This is a genomic window from Micromonospora sp. WMMD1274, from assembly GCF_049179035.1.
Taxonomy (GTDB): domain Bacteria; phylum Actinomycetota; class Actinomycetes; order Mycobacteriales; family Micromonosporaceae; genus Micromonospora; species Micromonospora tulbaghiae.
In genome coordinates, this window is the sequence record NZ_JBMHMG010000001.1 from 5857501 (window position 1) to 5876417 (window position 18917).

Annotated in this window: 11 protein-coding genes, 2 rRNA genes and 1 pseudogene; 11 read left to right on the forward strand and 3 right to left on the reverse strand. The window is 72.3% G+C overall.

Annotated elements, in window-relative coordinates:
- Positions 1-156: 156 nt before the first annotated feature.
- Together ACN27D_RS27765 and rrf are read left to right on the forward strand one after the other, a co-directional pair.
- Positions 157-3266 (forward strand): 23S ribosomal RNA (locus ACN27D_RS27765).
- A 79-nt stretch (positions 3267-3345) separates the two neighbouring features.
- A 5S ribosomal RNA gene (gene rrf, locus ACN27D_RS27770) occupies positions 3346-3462 on the forward strand.
- A 94-nt stretch (positions 3463-3556) separates the two neighbouring features.
- Here rrf and ACN27D_RS27775 read toward each other — a convergent pair.
- Positions 3557-5320 carry a hypothetical protein gene (locus ACN27D_RS27775; RefSeq protein WP_421500370.1) on the reverse strand — a complete coding sequence of 588 codons (1764 nt, stop codon included), beginning with the start codon at positions 5318-5320 and terminating at the stop codon, positions 3557-3559.
- Here ACN27D_RS27775 and ACN27D_RS27780 point away from each other — a divergent pair.
- A pseudogene (locus ACN27D_RS27780) lies at positions 5297-5897 on the forward strand (Replicase polyprotein 1ab); the annotation flags it as partial. The gene ACN27D_RS27775 and the pseudogene ACN27D_RS27780 sit on opposite strands and share 24 nt — an antisense overlap.
- A gap of 478 nt (positions 5898-6375) precedes the next feature.
- Positions 6376-7446: an HAD-IIA family hydrolase gene (locus ACN27D_RS27785; RefSeq protein WP_358173787.1), complete on the forward strand. Its 1071-nt coding sequence runs from the start codon at positions 6376-6378 to the stop codon at positions 7444-7446.
- Between the two features lie 13 nt (positions 7447-7459).
- On the opposite strand, the gene ACN27D_RS27790 is transcribed toward ACN27D_RS27785, so the two are convergent.
- Positions 7460-7795 (reverse strand): SCP2 sterol-binding domain-containing protein, encoded by a 336-nt coding sequence (locus ACN27D_RS27790; RefSeq protein WP_421500371.1) that lies wholly within the window; start codon positions 7793-7795, stop codon positions 7460-7462.
- 111 nt (positions 7796-7906) lie between these two features.
- On the opposite strand from ACN27D_RS27790, the gene ACN27D_RS27795 reads away from it, so the two are divergent.
- The 5 genes from ACN27D_RS27795 to ACN27D_RS27815 all read left to right on the forward strand — a co-directional run bounded on the left by ACN27D_RS27795 (position 7907) and on the right by ACN27D_RS27815 (position 14756).
- On the forward strand, positions 7907-8584 hold the full coding sequence (locus ACN27D_RS27795) for a hypothetical protein (protein ID WP_421500372.1): 678 nt from the start codon (positions 7907-7909) through the stop codon (positions 8582-8584).
- A complete protein-coding gene (locus ACN27D_RS27800; protein ID WP_073831637.1) occupies positions 8581-8808 on the forward strand; it encodes a hypothetical protein in 228 nt (75 codons plus the stop codon). The genes ACN27D_RS27795 and ACN27D_RS27800 overlap by 4 nt, the downstream gene beginning before the upstream one ends.
- Before the next feature lie 21 nt (positions 8809-8829).
- Positions 8830-9678 (forward strand): TlyA family RNA methyltransferase, encoded by an 849-nt coding sequence (locus ACN27D_RS27805; protein WP_120570455.1) that lies wholly within the window; start codon positions 8830-8832, stop codon positions 9676-9678.
- Positions 9675-10559, forward strand: a complete 885-nt coding sequence (locus tag ACN27D_RS27810; RefSeq protein WP_013285580.1) for an NAD kinase — start codon at positions 9675-9677, stop codon at positions 10557-10559. Before ACN27D_RS27805 ends, ACN27D_RS27810 begins: the two co-directional genes overlap by 4 nt.
- A gap of 468 nt (positions 10560-11027) precedes the next feature.
- A complete protein-coding gene (locus tag ACN27D_RS27815; protein WP_421500373.1) occupies positions 11028-14756 on the forward strand; it encodes a S8 family serine peptidase in 3729 nt (1242 codons plus the stop codon).
- Positions 14757-14802: 46 nt separating this feature from the next.
- On the opposite strand, the gene ACN27D_RS27820 is transcribed toward ACN27D_RS27815, so the two are convergent.
- Entirely contained in the window at positions 14803-15777 is a 975-nt protein-coding gene (locus ACN27D_RS27820; protein WP_120570452.1) for a helix-turn-helix domain-containing protein, read from the reverse strand.
- A 79-nt stretch (positions 15778-15856) separates the two neighbouring features.
- Here ACN27D_RS27820 and recN point away from each other — a divergent pair, with 79 nt between their 5' ends.
- Positions 15857-17614, forward strand: coding sequence for a DNA repair protein RecN (recN, locus tag ACN27D_RS27825; protein WP_252453452.1), 1758 nt, complete (start codon positions 15857-15859; stop codon positions 17612-17614).
- A 118-nt stretch (positions 17615-17732) separates the two neighbouring features.
- Positions 17733-18911: a putative cytokinetic ring protein SteA gene (gene steA / locus ACN27D_RS27830; protein WP_421500374.1), complete on the forward strand. Its 1179-nt coding sequence runs from the start codon at positions 17733-17735 to the stop codon at positions 18909-18911.
- The last annotated feature ends 6 nt before the right edge of the window (positions 18912-18917 follow it).

Consider the following 18917-nt stretch of genomic DNA (forward strand, 5'->3'; position numbering starts at 1 on the left):
TGTTTCAGAGCCTTGGAGACGAGCGGGAGCTCGTCGAGGCGCCAGGCATGGCCTGGTCTCGCATACCGCCGGCGGTGGCCGGGTCGTTGGTGTGGGGCTGTGGGTTGTGGGTTGGTTGTTTGTTGAGAATTGCACAGTGGACGCGAGCATCTTTGTGGTCAAGTTGTCAAGGGCGAACGGTGGATGCCTTGGCACCAGGAGCCGATGAAGGACGTGGGAGGCCGCGATAGGCCTGGGGGAGCTGTCAACCAAGCTGTGATCCCAGGGTGTCCGAATGGGGAAACCCGGCATCAGTCATGTGATGTCACCCGCACCTGAACACATAGGGTGTGTGGGGGGAACGCGGGGAAGTGAAACATCTCAGTACCCGTAGGAAGAGAAAACAAATAGTGATTCCGTGAGTAGTGGCGAGCGAAAGCGGATTGAGGCTAAACCGGCGGCGTGTGATACCTGTCAGGGGTTGCGTGGTCGGGGTTGTGGGACCCTGCTGAACAAGCTGACACTTGTTCGAGGAGTTACAAAGCCAGTGGTTAGTCGAACAGTCTGGAATGGCTGACCGTAGACGGTGATAGTCCGGTAGGTGAAAGCTGCTGGTCTTCTGTGGGTGTTCCCGAGTAGCGGCGGACTCCTGAAATCTGCCGTGAATCTGCCAGGACCACCTGGTAAGCCTAAATACTTCCTGGTGACCGATAGCGGACGAGTACCGTGAGGGAATGGTGAAAAGTACCCCGGGAGGGGAGTGAAATAGTACCTGAAACCGTTCGCCTACAATCCGTCGGAGCCTTGCGGGGTGACGGCGTGCCTTTTGAAGAATGAGCCTGCGAGTTAGTGGCATGTGGCGAGGTTAACCCGTGTGGGGGAGCCGTAGCGAAAGCGAGTCTGAATAGGGCGTTTTTAGTCGCATGCTCTAGACCCGAAGCGGAGTGATCTAGCCATGGGCAGGCTGAAGCGCGGGTAAGACCGCGTGGAGGGCCGAACCCACCAACGTTGAAAAGTTGGGGGATGACCTGTGGTTAGGGGTGAAAGGCCAATCAAACTCCGTGATAGCTGGTTCTCCCCGAAATGCATTTAGGTGCAGCGTCGCGTGTTTCTTGCCGGAGGTAGAGCACTGGATGGTCTAGGGGGCCCACAAGCTTACCGAAATCAGCCAAACTCCGAATGCCGGTAAGTGAGAGCGCGGCAGTGAGACTGCGGGGGATAAGCTTCGTAGTCGAGAGGGAAACAGCCCAGATCACCAGCTAAGGCCCCTAAGCGTGTGCTAAGTGGAAAAGGATGTGGGGTCGCATAGACAACCAGGAGGTTGGCTTAGAAGCAGCCACCCTTTAAAGAGTGCGTAATAGCTCACTGGTCAAGTGGTTCCGCGCCGACAATGTAGCGGGGCTCAAGCACACCGCCGAAGCTGTGGCATTCACATAATAACTTCGCCTGGCCTTGATGCCGGGTGCAGGTGTGTGGATGGGTAGGGGAGCGTCGTGCCGGGGGTGAAGCAGCGGGGTGACCCAGTTGTGGACGCGGCACGAGTGAGAATGCAGGCATGAGTAGCGAAAGAAGGGTGAGAAACCCTTCCGCCGGATGACCAAGGGTTCCAGGGCCAGGCTAATCCGCCCTGGGTGAGTCGGGACCTAAGGCGAGGCCGAGAGGCGTAGTCGATGGACAACGGGTTGATATTCCCGTACCCGCGAAAGAGCGACCCTGACGAACCTCGTTGTGCTAACCACCCGAGCTGCCGGCGGTCTTCGGACCAATGGTGGGGAGCGTGGGAACCTGGCGGGTAGTAGTCAAGCGATGGGGTGACGCAGGAAGGTAGCTGAGCCCGGCCGGTGGTTGTGCCGGGGTAAGCGTGTAGGCCGGTGTGTAGGCAAATCCGCACACCACTAGGGCTGAGACGTGATGCCGAGCCGATTCAGGTGAAGTCAGTGATCCTATGCTGCCGAGAAAAGCCTCTAGCGAGTTCTTAGCGGCCCGTACCCCAAACCGACACAGGTGGTCAGGTAGAGAATACCGAGGCGATCGGGCGAACTGTGGTTAAGGAACTCGGCAAATTGCCCCCGTAACTTAGGGAGAAGGGGGGCCGGAGACGTGAAGCCCCGCGCGGGTGGAGCGTTGTATGGCCGCAGAGAGCAGGGGGAAGCGACTGTTTACTAAAAACACAGGTCCATGCGAAGAAGTAATTCGATGTATATGGACTGACGCCTGCCCGGTGCTGGAACGTTAAGGGGACCTGTTAGCTCTTCGGGGCGAAGCGGAGAACTTAAGCGCCAGTAAACGGCGGTGGTAACTATAACCATCCTAAGGTAGCGAAATTCCTTGTCGGGTAAGTTCCGACCTGCACGAATGGCGTAACGACTTCCCCACTGTCTCAACCACAGGCCCGGCGAAATTGCATTACGAGTAAAGATGCTCGTTACGCGCGGCAGGACGGAAAGACCCCGGGACCTTTACTATAGCTTGACATTGGTATCTGAATTAGCTTGTGTAGGATAGGTGGGAGCCGGTGAAGTCCATACGCCAGTATGGGTGGAGGCAATCTTGAAATACCACTCTGGTTGATTTGGGTATCTAACTTCGGACCGTTATCCGGTTCAGGGACAGTGTCTGGTGGGTAGTTTAACTGGGGCGGTTGCCTCCTAAAGGGTAACGGAGGCGCCCAAAGGTTCCCTCAGCCTGGTTGGCAATCAGGTGTTGAGTGCAAGTGCACAAGGGAGCTTGACTGTGAGACTGACAGGTCGAGCAGGGACGAAAGTCGGGACTAGTGATCCGGCACTGGCATGTGGAAGCGGTGTCGCTCAACGGATAAAAGGTACCCCGGGGATAACAGGCTGATCTTCCCCAAGAGTCCATATCGACGGGATGGTTTGGCACCTCGATGTCGGCTCGTCGCATCCTGGGGCTGTAGCAGGTCCCAAGGGTTGGGCTGTTCGCCCATTAAAGCGGTACGCGAGCTGGGTTTAGAACGTCGTGAGACAGTTCGGTCCCTATCCGCCGTGCGCGTAGGATACTTGAGAAGGGCTGTCCCTAGTACGAGAGGACCGGGACGGACGAACCTCTGGTGTGCCAGTTGTCCCGCCAGGGGCACGGCTGGTTAGCTACGTTCGGAAGGGATAACCGCTGAAAGCATCTAAGCGGGAAGCTCGCTTCAAGATGAGGTATCCCACCCACATTTGTGGGGTAAGGCCCCCAGCTAGACGACTGGGTTGATAGGCCGGAAATGTAAGCCCGGTAACGGGTTCAGTTGACCGGTACTAATAGGCCGAGGACTTGACTACTAAGCTGCTACGCGTCCACTGTGCAACTCTGAACAAACCACCACCCATGTTGTTGGGTTGGTTGACATGTTCATAGAGTTACGGCGGTCATGGCGGAGGGGAAACGCCCGGTCACATTCCGAACCCGGAAGCTAAGCCCTCCAGCGCCGATGGTACTGCACTCGGGAGGGTGTGGGAGAGTAGGACACCGCCGGACAATCTTCCAGTCGAGGGCCGCCCCAGCAGGGGCGGCCCTCGACTGCGTTAGCGTTCTCGGCGGAAACGCCATCAGGAAGGATGTACCTGTGAGCTCAGGACCCCAGGGCGGGGACCGCCCCCGTCGTTACGAGGATCGCGCCGACCGCGGCCAGGGGCGTGGTGACGCCGGCCGCGACGGCCGTCGCGATGACCGTCCCTCGTACCGGGGCGGCCGCGACGACCGCCCCGGTGGCTTCCGTGGTGGTGACCGTGACAGTGGCGCCCGTGGCGGCGACCGTCGCGAAGGCGGTTTCCGCGGCGGCGACCGTCGCGAGGGCGGCGGGTTCCGTGGTGGCGACCGTGAGGGTGGCTTCCGCGGCGGTGACCGTCGTGAGGGCGGTTTCCGTGGTGGTGACCGCCGTGAAGGCGGCTTCCGTGGCGGTGACCGCCGTGAAGGCGGCTTCCGTGGCGGTGACCGTCGCGAGGGTGGCTTCGGCGGCGGTGACCGTCGTGAGGGCGGTTTCCGTGGCGGCGACCGCGAGGGTGGCTTCCGGAGCGGAGGCCGCGACGGCGGCGACCGTCGCGAGGGCGGGTTCCGTGGCGGTGACCGTCGTGAGGGTGGCTTCCGTGGGGGCGAGCGCCGTGAAGGCGGTGCCCGTGACGGTGGTTTCCGTGGTGGTGACCGTCGTGAGGGCGGCTTCGGTGGTGGTGACCGTCGTGAGGGTGGCTTCCGTGGGGGCGAGCGCCGTGAAGGCGGTGCCCGTGACGGTGGTTTCCGTGGTGGTGACCGTCGTGAGGGCGGCTTCGGTGGTGGTGACCGTCGTGAAGGCGGTTTCCGCGGTGGGGATCGTCGTGAGGGCGGCTTCCGTAGCGGGGATCGTCGTGAAGGCGGATTCGGCGGTGGTGACCGTCGTGAGGGCGGCTTCCGCGGTGGCGACCGTCGTGAGGGCGGTTTCCGTGGTGGTGACCGTGACAGTGGCGCCCGTGGCGGCGACCGTCGCGAAGGCGGCTTCCGCGGTGGCGACCGTCGTGAAGGCGGCGGCTTCCGTGGCGGCGACCGTGACGGTGGCTTCCGCGGCGGTGACCGTCGCGAGGGCGGTTTCCGTGGTGGTGACCGTGACAGTGGCGCCCGTGGCGGCGACCGTCGCGAAGGCGGCTTCCGTGGCGGTGACCGTCGTGAAGGCGGCTTCGGCGGTGGTGACCGCCGTGAAGGCGGCACCCGTGAGGGTGGCTTCCGTGGCGGGGAGCGTCGTGAGGGCGGCACCCGCGAGGGCGGTTTCCGCGGTGGCGACCGTCGTGAGGGCGGCGGGTTCCGTGGTGGCGACCGTGAGGGTGGCTTCCGTGGGGGCGACCGTCGTGAGGGCGGGTTCCGTGGTGGCGACCGTGAGGGTGGCTTCCGTGGCGGTGACCGTCGTGAGGGCGGTGCCCGTGAGGGCGGGTTCCGTGGTGGCGACCGTCGCGAAGGCGGTTACCAGGGCGGCGACAACCGCCGGGAGAGCTACGCCGGCGGCGAACGCCGTGAGGGTGGCTTCCGGGGTGGTGACCGTGAGGGCGGTTTCCGTGGGGGCGACCGTCGTGAGGGCGGTTTCCGTGGCGGCGACCGCGACCGTGGCTTCCGTCGCGACGACCGGCAGCCGGGCGGCTACCGGGGCGAGCGGGACGGTGAGCGCCGTGGCTACGGCGACCGGCCGGATGGCGACGACCGCCGGACCGGCAGCTACGGCCCGCAGCGGGAGCGCCAGGACGAACGTGGCGAGGGGCGTACCGGTGAGGCGCCGGAGCTGCCCGACGACGTCGTCGCGAGCGACCTCGACTCGGCCGTCCGGGCCGAGCTGCTCTCCCTCGCCAAGCCGGTGGCGGAGACGGTCGCCCGGCACCTGGTCGCGACCGGTCTGCTGATCGACGAGGACCCGCCGCTGGCGCTGGCGCACGCCATGGCGGCCCGCCGGCTCGCCTCGCGGATCGCCGCAGTGCGGGAGGCCGTCGGGCTGGCCGCGTACCACGCGGGTGAGTGGCAGACCGCCATCGCCGAGCTGCGGACGTACCACCGGATGACCGGCCTGCAGAGCCACCTGGCGGTGCTGGCCGACTGCGAGCGGGCGCTGGGCCGGCCGGAGCGCGCCATCGACCTGTTCCGCGGCGCGGACCGGGACAAGCTCGACCAGGCCGTCGCGATCGAGCTGCTGATCGTGGCCGCCGGGGCGCGCGGTGACCTCGGGCAGAAGGACGCCGCGGTGGCGATGCTCCAGGTCCGCGAGCTGACCGGGGACTCGACCGAGCCGTGGGCGGCGCGGCTGCGCTACGCGTACGCGGACGCCCTGCTGGCGGTGGACCGGCGCGAGGAGGCGCGGGAGTGGTTCTCCCGGGCCGCCGACGTCGACTCCGAGGGGGAGACCGACGCCGCCGAGCGGCTGCTGGAGCTGGACGGCGTGGTCATCGAGGGCGACGACGAGCCGGAGGACGACGCGGACGCGTCCGAGCCGTCGGCCGAGGCCGCCAGCGACGAGGACGACGACCTCGACGATGACGATGACGACGATGACGACGATGATGACGACGATGACGACGACCTCGACGACGACGAGGACGAGGACGACGAGGACGAGGACGACGATGACGCGCGGCTGAGCGGCGGCGACGACGTCACCTCGGGTGCCGGCGGGGACGCGGCACGGGCCGGCTACCGGGACCGTGACGCCGGCGATCTGGCCGACGACGAGCTGACCGACACCGAGGCCGGCTCGCTCGCCACCAGCACCGCCACCACCCCGACCTTCGTCGCGGCGAACGAGGAACCGGCCAGCACCGCGCCGACCGGCACCGCCGCAGCTGCCGAGGCACCGGCCGCCACCCCGGCGGACGAGGCCGACGGCGACGACCGGCCCGCACCGGGTGACACCTCGGGCGGCGAGGGCGAGGCGGCGGACCGCCGATGACCGGGTACGCCGGTGACTCCGCCTCCGGCGCGGATCGGGGACAACCCGACCGCGCCGGGGCGGGCGGCCCGCTGGCCGAGGCGTACTCGCTTGTCGTCTTCGACCTGGACGGCGTCATCTACCTGATCGACCGGCCCATCCCCGGCGCGGTCGAGGCGGTCGGCCGGCTGCACGCCGAGGGGCGGGCGGTCGCGTACGCGACGAACAACGCCTCCCGCCGCTCCAGCGAGGTGGCCGACCTGCTCACCGGCATGGGCGTACCGGCGCAGCCGGCGGAGGTGCTCACCTCCGCGGCGGCCACCGCCGAGCTGCTCCGGGACCGGCTGCCCGAGGGCGCGGCCGTGCTCGTGGTCGGCGCGGAGGCGCTGCGAGCCGAGCTGCGCGCGGTGGGCCTGCGGCCGGTGTCCACCGCTGACGAGGAGCCCGCCGCGGTGGCCCAGGGCTACGGCCCGCAGGTCGGCTGGTCCGACCTGGCCGAGGCGTCCCTGGCGGTACGGGCGGGCGCACCCTGGTACGCCACCAACACCGACCGCACCCTGCCCAGCCCGCGCGGCCCGCTGCCGGGCAACGGCTCGCTCGTCGCGGTGCTGCGTACCGCGCTGGGCCGCGACCCCGACGTGGTGGTGGGCAAGCCGGAGCCGGCGCTGTTCACCACCGCCGCGCGGCGCGCCGGAACCGGGCGCACGCTCGTGGTGGGCGACCGGCTGGACACCGACATCGAGGGCGCCCGCCGGGCCGGGCTGGACAGCCTGCTGGTGCTGACCGGGGTCAGCGACGCCGCCGAGCTGCTGGCCGCACCCGAGGAGCGCCGCCCCGCGTACGTCTCGTTCGACCTCGCGGGCCTGTTCGACCCGGCCGCGGTGGTGGCGGTGCCGGGCCGGGCGACGGCCGGCGGCTGGTCGGTGACGGAGTCCGGCGCGGACCTCGTGCTCGACGGCGCGGGAGCGCCCCTGGACGCGCTGGCCGCGCTCTGCGCGGTGGCCTGGTCGACGGCGGCCGGGCCGCGCGTGCGCGCGCAGTCCCCGGCGGCGGCGGAAGCGCTCGCCGCGTTCGGTCTCGACGACTGAGGCGCCGGCCCGCTCAGAGCAGCTTGCGGAGCTTCATCAGGTCGAACGGGTTCGCCTTGATCGACACCCGCCGGGAGGCCACCGCCGACATGACGTCGAGCCGGCCGTGCACCAGCGCGACGAGGTCGTCGCTGCCGGTGCTCAGCGCGACCTTCGCCTTCGGGTCGTCGCCGTCGGCCAGGTCGACCAGCCGGCCACCCTCCAGCCGCCCGTGGAACGCGGTGCCGAGGTCGGTGATCCGGCAGGCCAGGGTGCGGTCGAGGTCGATGCGGCCCTGTGCCTCGGCGTTGCGGTCCAGCCGCGCGGCCAGGTCCTGCAACGCCTGCCGGCACTCGTCCACGCTGGCCACATCGTCTCCTCACCACGAACCACGCCGTTCCCGGCACCGTACCGCAATGGGGCGTCCAGGGTGCCCGGTAGCGTGGCACCTGCACACCTCGCCCCGCGGAAGGACTCAGGCATGCAGGACGCGTGGCGCGCCTACCTCGAGCTGGCCATGGGCCTGACGGAGGCGCCCCGGAAGAAGGCACAGGACGCGGTCATGCGCGTCGTCGGCCAGGGCGGCGCGACGGCCGCCCAGCTCCAGACGCTCGCCGAGGAACTGGTCGCGACCGGCCTTGCGAACCGGGAGTCGCTGACCAAGCTGGTCCGCTTCGAGGTGGACCGGGCGCTGGGCGCGGTCGGGCTGGCCACCGCCGACGAGGTCGCCGAGCTGACCCGCCGGGTGCACGACCTGGAGCGGCAGCTCCGCGAGGCCCGCGGCACCCTCGAACCGGGCGCCACGCGGCCCGAGCCGTCCGCCGGACCGGCCGGGACCGCCCCGGCGCAGACCGAGCCGGACGCCGCCGAGTCGTCCGAGGCGGAGTCGCCCGAGGGCGGGCCGTCCAAGAGCGAGTCGTCCGAGGCCGGGCCGTCCGAGCCGGAGCCGTCCCACGCAGAGGCGTCCCCCGCCACGACGCCGCCGAACACCCCGGCCACGACACCCTCGAAGGCCCCGGCGACGACGCCGTCGAAGGCGGTGGCGAAGAAGACGGTGGCCAAGAAGGCGATCGCGAAGAAGCCACCGGCCACGGTCTCCCGCACTCCGGACGCCGCGCCGGCGAAGAAGGCCACCGGGCGCCGGGCGGCCGGCTCGTGACCGCGCCCCGGCCCGGTCCGCCGCCGGGTCCGCGGCCCGGACCGCCCCCGGGGGTACGCCCCGCGCCGGTCGAGGAGGTCGGCGAGGCGCGGCACCCGGCGGTGGACGCCGCGGTGCTCGGCATGGCCAACGCCGAGGCGCTGGCGCCGGCCGACCAGATCGCCCAGTACGAGGCGGCGTACGAGACGCTGCGCGAGACCCTCGCCACCATCGACCAGGCCTGAGCAGAGGCGGAGAGACACCTGATGGCTCGTCGTACCCGGCTGGACGCCGAACTCGTCCGGCGCGGGCTGGCCCGCTCCCGCGAGCAGGCCGCCGCGCTGGTGGAGGCCGGTCGCGTCCAGCTGCGCGGAGTGCGGGCGCGCAAGCCCGCGGCGATGGTCGACCCCGCCGATCCGCTGCTGGTCACCGGCGAGGACCCGGCGCAGGAGTACGTCTCCCGGGGCGGCCACAAGCTGGCCGGCGCGCTCGCCGCGTTCGCCCCCGGCGGGCTCACCGTCACCGGCCGGCGCTGCCTGGACGCGGGCGCGTCGACCGGCGGCTTCACCGACGTGCTGCTGCGCGGAGGCGCCGCCGAGGTGGTCGCCGTGGACGTCGGCTACGGGCAGCTCGCCTGGTCGCTGCGTACCGACGAGCGGGTCCGGGTGTTCGAGCGCACCAACGTGCGTACCCTCACGCCGGAGGCGATCGGCGGCCCGGTCGACCTGACGGTGGCCGACCTGTCGTTCATCTCACTGCGGCTGGTGCTGCCCGCGCTGGCCGCGTGCACCGGCCCCGGCGGTGACCTGGCGCTGATGGTCAAGCCGCAGTTCGAGGTGGGCAAGGAGCGCGTCGGCGCCGGCGGTGTGGTCCGCGACCCGGCGCTGCGGGCCGAGGCGGTGCTGGACGTGGCCGCGGCGGCCGCCGGGCTGGGCCTCGGCCTGGCCGGCGTGGCGGCCAGCCCGCTGCCCGGGCCGAGCGGCAACGTCGAGTTCTTCGTATGGTTGCGCGGGGACGCGCCCGCCGCGGATCCGGAGCGGGTCCGCGCGGTGGTGGCCGCCGGTCCGCAGGGCGCCGCCGCGACGGCGGCCACGACCGAGGAGGTGTCCGGGTGAGCCGTACCGCGCTGCTGGTCACGCACACCGGCCGTCGACGCAGCACCGAGCACGCCCGCGCGGTGGCCGCCGACCTGATCGCCGCCGGGTTCGAGGTGCGGGTGGTGGCCGAGGAGGCCGACGACCTGGACCTGCCGGGCGTGGTGCCGGTGACCGGCCCGGAGGCCGCCGAGGGCGCCGAGATCGTGTTCGCGCTCGGCGGGGACGGCACGTTCCTGCGCGCCGCCGAGCTGGCCCGCCCGGCCAAGGTGCCGCTGCTCGGCATCAACCTGGGCAAGGTCGGCTTCCTCGCCGAGGCGGAGATCGACGACCTGGACACCGCCGTGCGTGACGTGGTCGACCGCAACTACACGGTGGACGAACGGCTCACCCTCGACGTCACCGCCGAGTTCGAGGGCGGGCCGACCATCGAGTCGTGGGCACTCAACGAGATCAGCGTGGAGAAGGGCGAACGCGCCCAGATGCTGGAGCTGCTCGTCGACGTGGACGGCCGGCCGCTGTCCCGGTACGGCTGCGACGGCGTGATCTGCGCGACCCCCACCGGCTCGACGGCGTACGCGTTCTCCGGCGGCGGTCCGGTGGTCTGGCCCGAGGTGGAGGCGCTGCTGCTGGTGCCGATCAGCGCGCACGCGTTGTTCAGCCGCCCGCTGGTGACCGCGCCCACGTCGACGTTCGTCATCACCGTCGACCCGTTCACCACGCTGGCCGTGCTCTGCTGCGACGGGCGGCGCGTCTACGACCTGCCGCCCGGCGCCCGGGTCACGGTGCGCCGGGGCACGCTGCCGGTGCGCATCGTCCGGCTGCGGGCCCGCCCGTTCACCGACCGGCTGGTGGCCAAGTTCGACCTTCCCGTCCAGGGCTGGCGGGGCAACCGTCGCTGACCAGCGGCTCAGCGGAAATCTCCGTTCGGCCCACCGGTCCCGGCGCTCGCGCGCGTTACGGTGGGCGTACGGGCCGCGATGAGGTGAGTCCGGGCGCGGCGGTGAGGCCCGCCGCTTCCCGGATGCGGCCCACCTGTCGCGGGCTCGGCCAGGGGGTGGTCGGGGCCGCGACGGTCGGGACGCCGGAGCGTCGTAAGCCGGCCGCGGCGGGCGGACCGGCACGCCGTGTCCGGTCGGGTGTCGACCCCGGCCGGGCCGACAGGTCGCAGGGCGCCGCCGGAGGAAGCGGCGGCACGCGAGCTGGGCGACACGGTCTCCGGCGTCCCGGCCTCCACTCCGCCGTGCTCGTGTCCACTCGGCGACATGTCGCCGGTGCGGCGGCCCGTACCCGGTGACCCGGCAGCGGACGCCGTCGCAGACTCCGATCGCCGGCCTTACGAGGCCGGCCTCGGAGTAGAGGAGCGTCACATGCACCGGTTCCCCCGCTGGCTCGCCGCCGGCGTGGCCGGGGCGTTGGTGGTCGGGCTCGCCGTACCGGCGTCCGCCGTACCGCCCGCCCGGCCCGCCGGCCCGCCCCCGGGCACATCCGCCCAGGGTGCGCCGCCCGCCCGCGTCACGCTGATCACCGGCGACCAGGTCGAGCTGGTCCGGGCCGCGCCGGGCCGGATCGCCGCCACGGTCCACCCCGGGCCGGGCCGTGACCGGATCGTCTTCCAGACCACGCAGGTCGACGGCGGGCTGCGGGTGCTCCCCGCCGACGTCGTGCCGTACGTGTCGGCGGGCGTGCTCGACCCGGACCTGTTCGACGTGCAGGAGCTGGCCGAGCAGGGCTACGGCGACGCGGGCCAGAAGGCGCTGCCGCTGATCGTGCGCTACCGGGAGCCGGCCGCCGGGCGCGTGCGCCCGCTCGCCGTCGCCGCCGAGTCCCGTCCGCTGTCCAGCATCAACGGCGCCGCGCTGCGCGTCGACAAGGACGACCTGGGCGCGCTGTGGACGTCCCTGCGGCAGGCGCCGCAGGCCCGCGCCGCGGGCGCCGGAGCCGTCCGGCTCGGCGCCGGCGTGGAACGCGTCTGGCTCGACGGGCGGGCCCGGGTGGCGCTGGAGCACAGCGTCCCGCAGATCGGCGCGCCCGCCGCCTGGGCGGCCGGCCGCGACGGCGCCGGGGTGCGGGTCGCGGTGCTCGACACCGGCGTGGACGCCGGCCACCCCGACCTGGCCGGCCGGATCGCCGAGGCGCGCGACTTCACCGGCGGCGGCAGCGCCCGGGACGGCCACGGCCACGGCACCCACGTGGCGGCCACCGTCGCCGGCAGCGGCGCGGCCTCGGCGGGGCTGCGCAAGGGCGTCGCGCCGGGCGCGCGGCTGCTGGTCGGCAAGGTGCTCGACGACTCCGGCTCCGGCTACGACTCCGGCATCATCGCCGGCATGGAGTGGGCCGCGCGCTCCGGCGCGAAGGTGGTCAGCATGAGTCTCGGCGGCGCGCCCACCGACGGCACCGACCCGATGAGCCAGGCCGTCGACGACCTCACCGCCGAGACCGGCGCGCTGTTCGTGATCGCCGCCGGCAACGACGGCGAGCCGCGCAGCGTCGGCTCGCCCGGCGCGGCCACCGCCGCGCTCACCGTCGGCGCGGTCGACCGCGACGACGTGCTCGCCGACTTCTCCAGCCGCGGCCCGCGGCTGGGCGACAACGGCCTGAAGCCGGAGATCACCGCGCCGGGCGTCGGCATCGTCGCCGCCCGCGCCGCCGGCACCACGATGGGTACGCCGGTCGACGACGCCTACACCCGCGCCTCCGGTACCTCGATGGCCACGCCGCACGTCGCGGGTGCCGCCGCCGTACTGGCCCAGGAGCATCCCGGATGGACCGCCGCGCAGCTCAAGGACGCGCTGGTGAGCACGACCCGGCCGAGCACCGGCGCGACGGTGTTCGAGCAGGGCGCCGGGCGGGTCGACGTGGCCCGCGCGCTGCGCCAGCGGGTGTACGGCACCGCCACCGCCGACTTCGGCCGGCTGACCACCGGCGGGCCGGCCGCGACCCGGACGGTGCGCTACGTCAACGGCACCGCTGCCGCGCAGACGCTGCGTCTCGCGCTGGAGCTGCGCAACCTGGACAGCGGCGCGGCCGAGACCGACGGCCTGACGCTCGGCGCCGCCACGGTCACCGTGCCGGCCGGTGGCGGCGTGGACGTGCCGCTGCGCGCCGACCCGGTCCGGCTGGACCGGGGCCCGCACGGCGGCTGGCTGGTGGCCACCGGCGCGGACGGCGTGACGGTGCGCACCGCAGTCGGCCTGACGCTCAGCGGCCCGCAGCACACCGTGACGCTGCGCGCGCTGGACCTGGCCGGTCGGCCCGGACCGGCGCCGGTGGTGACGCTGTTCGGCGAACACCCCGAGTCGGACGCGCTGGGCTGGCTCGGCGGCGGAGACGAGTGGCAGATCCAGGTGGAGGAGGGCCCCTACCTGCTGCACGCGCTGATCGAGCACGGCGCGCCGCTGGACGAGCAGCTCACCCTGGTCACCGACCCGGAGCTGACAGTGGACCGGGACCTCACCGTGGTGCTCGACCCGCGGCGCGGCACACCGGTACGGATCGAGACGCCGAAACCCTCCGAGCAGCGGGCCATCCTCAGCTTCTACCAGCACCGGGTGTTCGGCAACGGCCGCCAGGTCGACCACGGCGTCATGACGTTCAGCACCGTGCAGCAGCTCAACGTGACCCCGACCCGGCAGGTACGCCGCGGCGAGTTCGAGTTCTCCTCGCGCTGGCAGCTCGTCGCGCCGATGGTCGACATCGACGTCAGCGGCGTGTCCGGCGCGCCGGACGTCAACCTGATGGGTCAGTCGCCGGCCCCGGCGGGGCGGCAGCGGCTGCGCCTGGTCGCGGCCGGCACCGGCGCGCCGGGTGAGCTGGCCGGGGTGCGGGGCGCGGCGGCGCTGCTCACCGCGTCCGCCGACCGGTCCGAGGAGGAGCAGGTGGCAGCCGCGGCGGCGGCCGGCGCGAAGGCGGTGCTGATCGTCCGGCCGGCGGACCAGAGCGCGTGGACGGTGTGGCGTCCGACCGGGGACCGGCTTCCGGCGCCGGCGCTTGCGGTGGCGTACGACGACGGGCAGCGGCTGCTCGCGGCGGCGCGTACCGGCCGGGCCCGCATCGACCTCACGCTGACCGTGGACAGCCCGTACCTCTACGACGTGTTCCAGGTGTCGCGGGGCCGGGTGCCGGAGCGGATCACCCACCGGGTGACCGCCGCCAACACGGCCGAGGTGACCGCGCGTTACGGCGACACCGGCGGCCTGGACTGGGCCACCGAGCAGCGGTTCGGGTGGCGGCCCTGGCAGGAGTTCTCCTGGAACGACGACCAGCGGATGGTGCGTACCGGGACGACCCGGCGGGAGTACGTCAGTTCCGGTGACTCGTGGTGGCAGCACCGGGTGCTGCACCGGCTGATGTTCTCCAGCATGGGGACGCTGACCGGCGGCCTGTCCGACCGGCCCCGGCGCTACGCGGCCACCGACCGGACCACCGAGTCGTGGCACGCGCCGCTGGTGCGCCCCGCGGTGCCGGCCGGCGCGGCCGCGCCGAGCCGGACCGCCGACACGCTCGACCTGCGGGTGGCCGAGTTCGTCGACGCCGACGGTCACGCCGGCGTGGACAGCCGCTCGGAGGAGCAGGACACGGTGACCCGCCGGGTCAGCCGGGACGGGCGGCAGATCGCCGACCTGTCCGACGGCTGGGCGCCGGTGCCTGCCACCGCCGGTCCGGCCCGCTACCGCCTCGACGTGACCACGGCACGGTCGTCGGCCCAGTGGCGGTGGGCGACCCGTACCGAGACGGCGTGGGAGTTCACCTCGGCCCGTCCGGCCGGTGACGCGGCCCGGCCGCTGCCGCTGCTGCAGGTGGACTACCGGGTGCCGGCCGACCTGCGTGGTGAGGTGCCCGGCAAGCGGAAGCACACAGTCGGACTGACGCTGCGCCACCCGGCGGGCCTGCCCGCGCCGGCCGGCGCGACGGTACGCGCCGAGGTGTCCTTCGACGGCGGACGCACCTGGCGCACGGCGCCGGTACGCGGCTCCGGCACCCGGTTCACCGTCGAGGTTCCGGCCGGACGCGGCACGGTGTCGCTGCGCGTGTCGGCGCGGGACCGGGCCGGCAGCGCCGTGACGCAGACCGTGGTCGACGCGTACGGGCTGCGGTGAGACGCCGGGGCGGGGCGGTCCTGGGGCCGTCCCGCCCCGGCCCCGGTCAGATCCAGCCGCGCCGGGCGGCCTGGAACGCCAGCCCGGGCCGGGTGTCGACGCCGGCGGCGGCCATCAGGTCGGCCAGCCGCCGCTGCACGGTACGGCGGCTCACGCCGAGCTGTGACGCGATCGACTTGTCCGGCACCCCGGCCACGAACAGCGACAGCAGCCGTGCCTCGTCGCCGTCGGGCTGGTAGCCGGTGGCGGCCCGGTCGGCCGGCGTGCCGAGCGGCGTGGCCATCAGCCAGTGGCTCTCGAAGAGCGCGACCAGCGCGTCCAGCAGCTGACTGCGGCCGATCACCGCTGCGGTCGGCTCGCCGCCGTCGCGGTCGGGCACCAGCGGGCAGACCGCGGTACGACCGTCCACCACGGCCAGTCGAACCGGCAGCCGGTCCAGCACGCGGGCCTGCTCCCCGGCGTGTACGCCCCGCTCCACGTCGGCCAGCGCGCCCGGCTCCAGCAGCATCGCCCGTTCGTAGATGGCCCGGTAGCGCACGCCGCGGGCGAGCGCGTCGAACTCCTCGACGTTCTCCGGTCCGGGCATCGCCAGCGGGTTCGCCCGGCAGAACCAGAGCACCTCCTCGCGCGCGCCGTTCTGCAGCTCGCGCAGCCGTTCGCGCAGCGCCCGCGCGCCGGTGACCACCTCGACCAGGTGCGCGGCGTCGTGGCGGCGCATCCCGGCCCGGTAGTCCTCGGCGAGCTGGGTCACCGCGGCGCGGGCCTCCTCCAGCGCCGACTGGCGGCGCAGCAGCGCCTCACCGAGCGGTACGTCCGGCGCGAGCGGCCGCAGCGGCGCGTCCGGTCCCGGCCCGGTCGGCAGCACGAGACCCTTGTCCCGCAAGGCGTCCAGCCGGGCGACGACCTCCGCGCGGGGCCGCCCCAGCCGCTGCGCGAGCTCACCGACCCGGGCCGTGTTCGCCCTGACCAGGCAGCGGTAGAGCTCCTCCTCGTCCGGGGTCAGGCCGATCTCCTCCAGCACGGGGCTGAACTGTACGGGTGCCCGCGCCCCGCCCTGCCGGCTGGTCAACTGTCACAGGGCGGGGCTACTGTCGGGTGCTGTGCTGGAAGAGCTGCGCATCACCGGACTGGGCGTCATCGAGGACACGACGCTGCCGCTGGCCGCGGGGATGAACGTCATCACCGGCGAGACCGGCGCCGGCAAGACCATGGTGGTGACCGGCCTCGGCCTGCTCTTCGGCGGCCGCGCCGACGCCGGCCGGGTGCGCGCCCAGCCGGGCCGCGCCGTGGTGGAGGGCCGGCTGCGCCTGAGTGGGCGGGTGGCCGAGTCGGTGCACGCCCGCATCGTCGACGCCGGCGGCGAGCCCGACGAGGACGGCTCACTGCTGCTCAGCCGCACCGTGACGATCGAGGGCCGCTCCCGGGCGCACCTGGGCGGGCGCGCCATGCCGGTGTCCACGCTCGGCGAGGTCGGTGAGCAGGTGCTCGCCGTGCACGGCCAGTCCGACCAGCTCCGTCTGCTGCGCCCGGCCGAGCAGCGCGCCTCGCTCGACCGGTTCGCCGGTCCCGAGCACGAGAAGCTGCTCGACGCGCTGCGCGAGACGTACGCCCGGTGGCGCACTGTCGTCGACGACCTGGCCGACCGGCGACGCAACGCCCGCGAGCGCAACCAGGAGGCCGACCTGCTGCGCCTGGGCCTGGACGAGATCACCCGGGTCGACCCGCAGCCGGGGGAGGACGCCGAGCTGAAGGCCGAGGCGCAGCGGCTGGAGCACGCCGAAGGGCTGCGCACCGCCGCACAGGTGGCGCAGCAGTGCGTGGCCGGTGGCGTCGAGACGACCGACGAGACGCCGGACGCGACGGCGCTGCTGGGCACCGCGCGGCGCACGCTGGAGGCGCAGGCCGGCACCGACCCGGCGCTGGGCGAGCTGGCGGCCCGGCTGGAGGAGGCGGCCACGCTCGTCACCGACGTGGCCGCGGAGCTGTCCACCTACCTGGCCGCGCTGGACGCCGACCCGGCCCGCCTCCAGACCGTCTACGAGCGGCGGGCCGCGTTGCGCGGGCTGACCCGCAAGTACGCCGACGACGTCGACGGCGTGGTGGCGTGGGCCGAGCGGGCGCGGACCCGGCTGTCCGATCTGGACACCTCCGACGAGCTGCTGGACGAGCTGGACCGCGAGGCGACCCGGCTCGCCGGTGAGGTGGCCGACCTCGCCGGCCGGGTCTCGGCGTCCCGGCGGGAGGCGGCGGTCCGCTTCGCCGAGGAGGTCACAGTCGAGCTGGCCGGGCTGGCCATGCCGCACGCCCGCATCGAGGTGGCGGTGCTGCCGCGCCCGGCGGGCCGGTCCGAGCCGAGCCTGCCGGTCAACGGCGTCGAGACCGGCGTTGGCGCGGACGGCGCCGACGAGGTGGAGTTGCGGCTGCTGGCGCACCCGGGCGCGCCGGCGCTGCCGTTGCAGAAGGGCGCCTCCGGCGGCGAGCTGTCCCGGGTGATGCTCGCCATCGAGGTGGTCTTCGCCGGTTCCGGCGGCCCGCCCACGCTGGTGTTCGACGAGGTCGACGCCGGTGTCGGCGGCCAGGCCGCGGTGGAGATCGGCCGCCGGCTGGCCCGGCTGGCCCGCAGCCACCAGGTGCTCGTGGTCACGCACCTGCCGCAGGTCGCCGCGTTCGCCGACCGGCACCTCGTGGTGGCCAAGGACACCGGGGGAGCGGTCACCACGAGCGGGGTGCGCGTGGTGGAGGACACCGAACGCGCCCGGGAACTGGCCCGGATGCTCGCCGGTTTGCCGGACTCGGATCTGGGTATCGCCCATGCCGAGGAGCTCCTGGCCGTGGCGGCCAAGGAAAGACGTCCGTGACGTCCCTATTGTGAGCGCAAGCACACCGCCGCGGGTTCCGGTGTGCTTCCCTGGGTAGGCGGCCCTGCTCAGGCATGTCGCGACAGCAAAACCTGCCTCACATGCCAGGATGGTCACGATGCGTCTACCCACACTGCGCCGGAGCCGGAACCCGGAGCCGGGCTCGATCATCGGCACCGCGCGCCTCGACCGCCGGACGAAACGGCTGGTCGGGCGCCTGCGACCCGGCGACATCGCGGTCATCGACCACGTCGACCTGGACCGGGTGGCGGCCGACTCGCTCGTCGCGGTGGGTGTGGCGGCGGTGCTCAACGCCAAGCCGTCGGTCTCCGGGCGCTATCCCAACCTCGGCCCGGAGGTGCTGATCTCGGCCGGCATCCCGCTGCTGGACGATCTCGGCGAGAGCGTCTTCGAACAGGTCCGTGAGGGCGACCGGGTCCGCATCGAGGGCAACACCGTCTTCGCCGGCGACGAGCCGGTCGCGCACGGCTCGTTGCAGGACGCCGAGACAGTCGCCAAGTCGATGGCCGACGCCCGGGAGGGCCTGTCGGTGCAGTTGGAGGCGTTCGCCGCCAACACGATGGACTACCTGCGGCAGGAACGCGACCTGCTGCTCGACGGCGTCGGCGTACCGGAGATCCAGACCCAGATCCAGGGCCGGCACTGCCTGATCGTGGTGCGCGGCTACGACTACAAGGCCGACCTGGACGTGCTGCGCCCGTACATCCGGGAGTTCAAGCCGGTGCTGATCGGCGTCGACGGCGGCGCCGACGCGCTGGTCGAGGCGGGCTACACCCCGGACATGATCATCGGGGACATGGACTCGGTCACCGACGACGTGCTGCGCTGCGGCGCCGAGGTGATCGTGCACGCCTACCCGGACGGGCGGGCGCCGGGCCTGGCCCGGGTCAACGGGCTCGGCGTACCGGCGATCACCTTCCCGGCGGCGGCCACCAGCGAGGACCTGGCCATGCTGCTGGCCGACGAGAAGGGCGCCTCGCTGCTGGTGGCGGTCGGCACGCACGCCACCCTGGTGGAGTTCCTCGACAAGGGGCGCGGCGGCATGGCGTCGACGTTCCTGACCCGGCTGAAGGTCGGTGGCAAGCTGGTCGACGCCAAGGGCGTCAGCCGGCTCTACCGGCAGAGCATCTCCGGGTCGTCGCTGCTGCTGCTGGTCCTGTCGGCGGTGGCCGCGATGGCCTCCGCGGTGGCGGTCTCCACCGTCGGGAAGGCGTATCTGGGCGTGGTCTCCGAATGGTGGGACAATTTCGTGTTCCAGCTCGGCCAGCTCTTCTAGCTCCCC

What these genes read in the sequence shown, in the direction of transcription:
- ACN27D_RS27785 (WP_358173787.1), top strand. Translation starts at nt 6,376, where the DNA reads ATGACCGGGTACGCCGGTGACTCCGCCTCCGGCGCGGATCGGGGACAA.
- ACN27D_RS27815 (WP_421500373.1), top strand. Translation starts at nt 11,028, where the DNA reads ATGCACCGGTTCCCCCGCTGGCTCGCCGCCGGCGTGGCCGGGGCGTTG.
- steA (WP_421500374.1), top strand. Translation starts at nt 17,733, where the DNA reads ATGCGTCTACCCACACTGCGCCGGAGCCGGAACCCGGAGCCGGGCTCG.
- ACN27D_RS27805 (WP_120570455.1), top strand. Translation starts at nt 8,830, where the DNA reads ATGGCTCGTCGTACCCGGCTGGACGCCGAACTCGTCCGGCGCGGGCTG.
- ACN27D_RS27795 (WP_421500372.1), top strand. Translation starts at nt 7,907, where the DNA reads ATGCAGGACGCGTGGCGCGCCTACCTCGAGCTGGCCATGGGCCTGACG.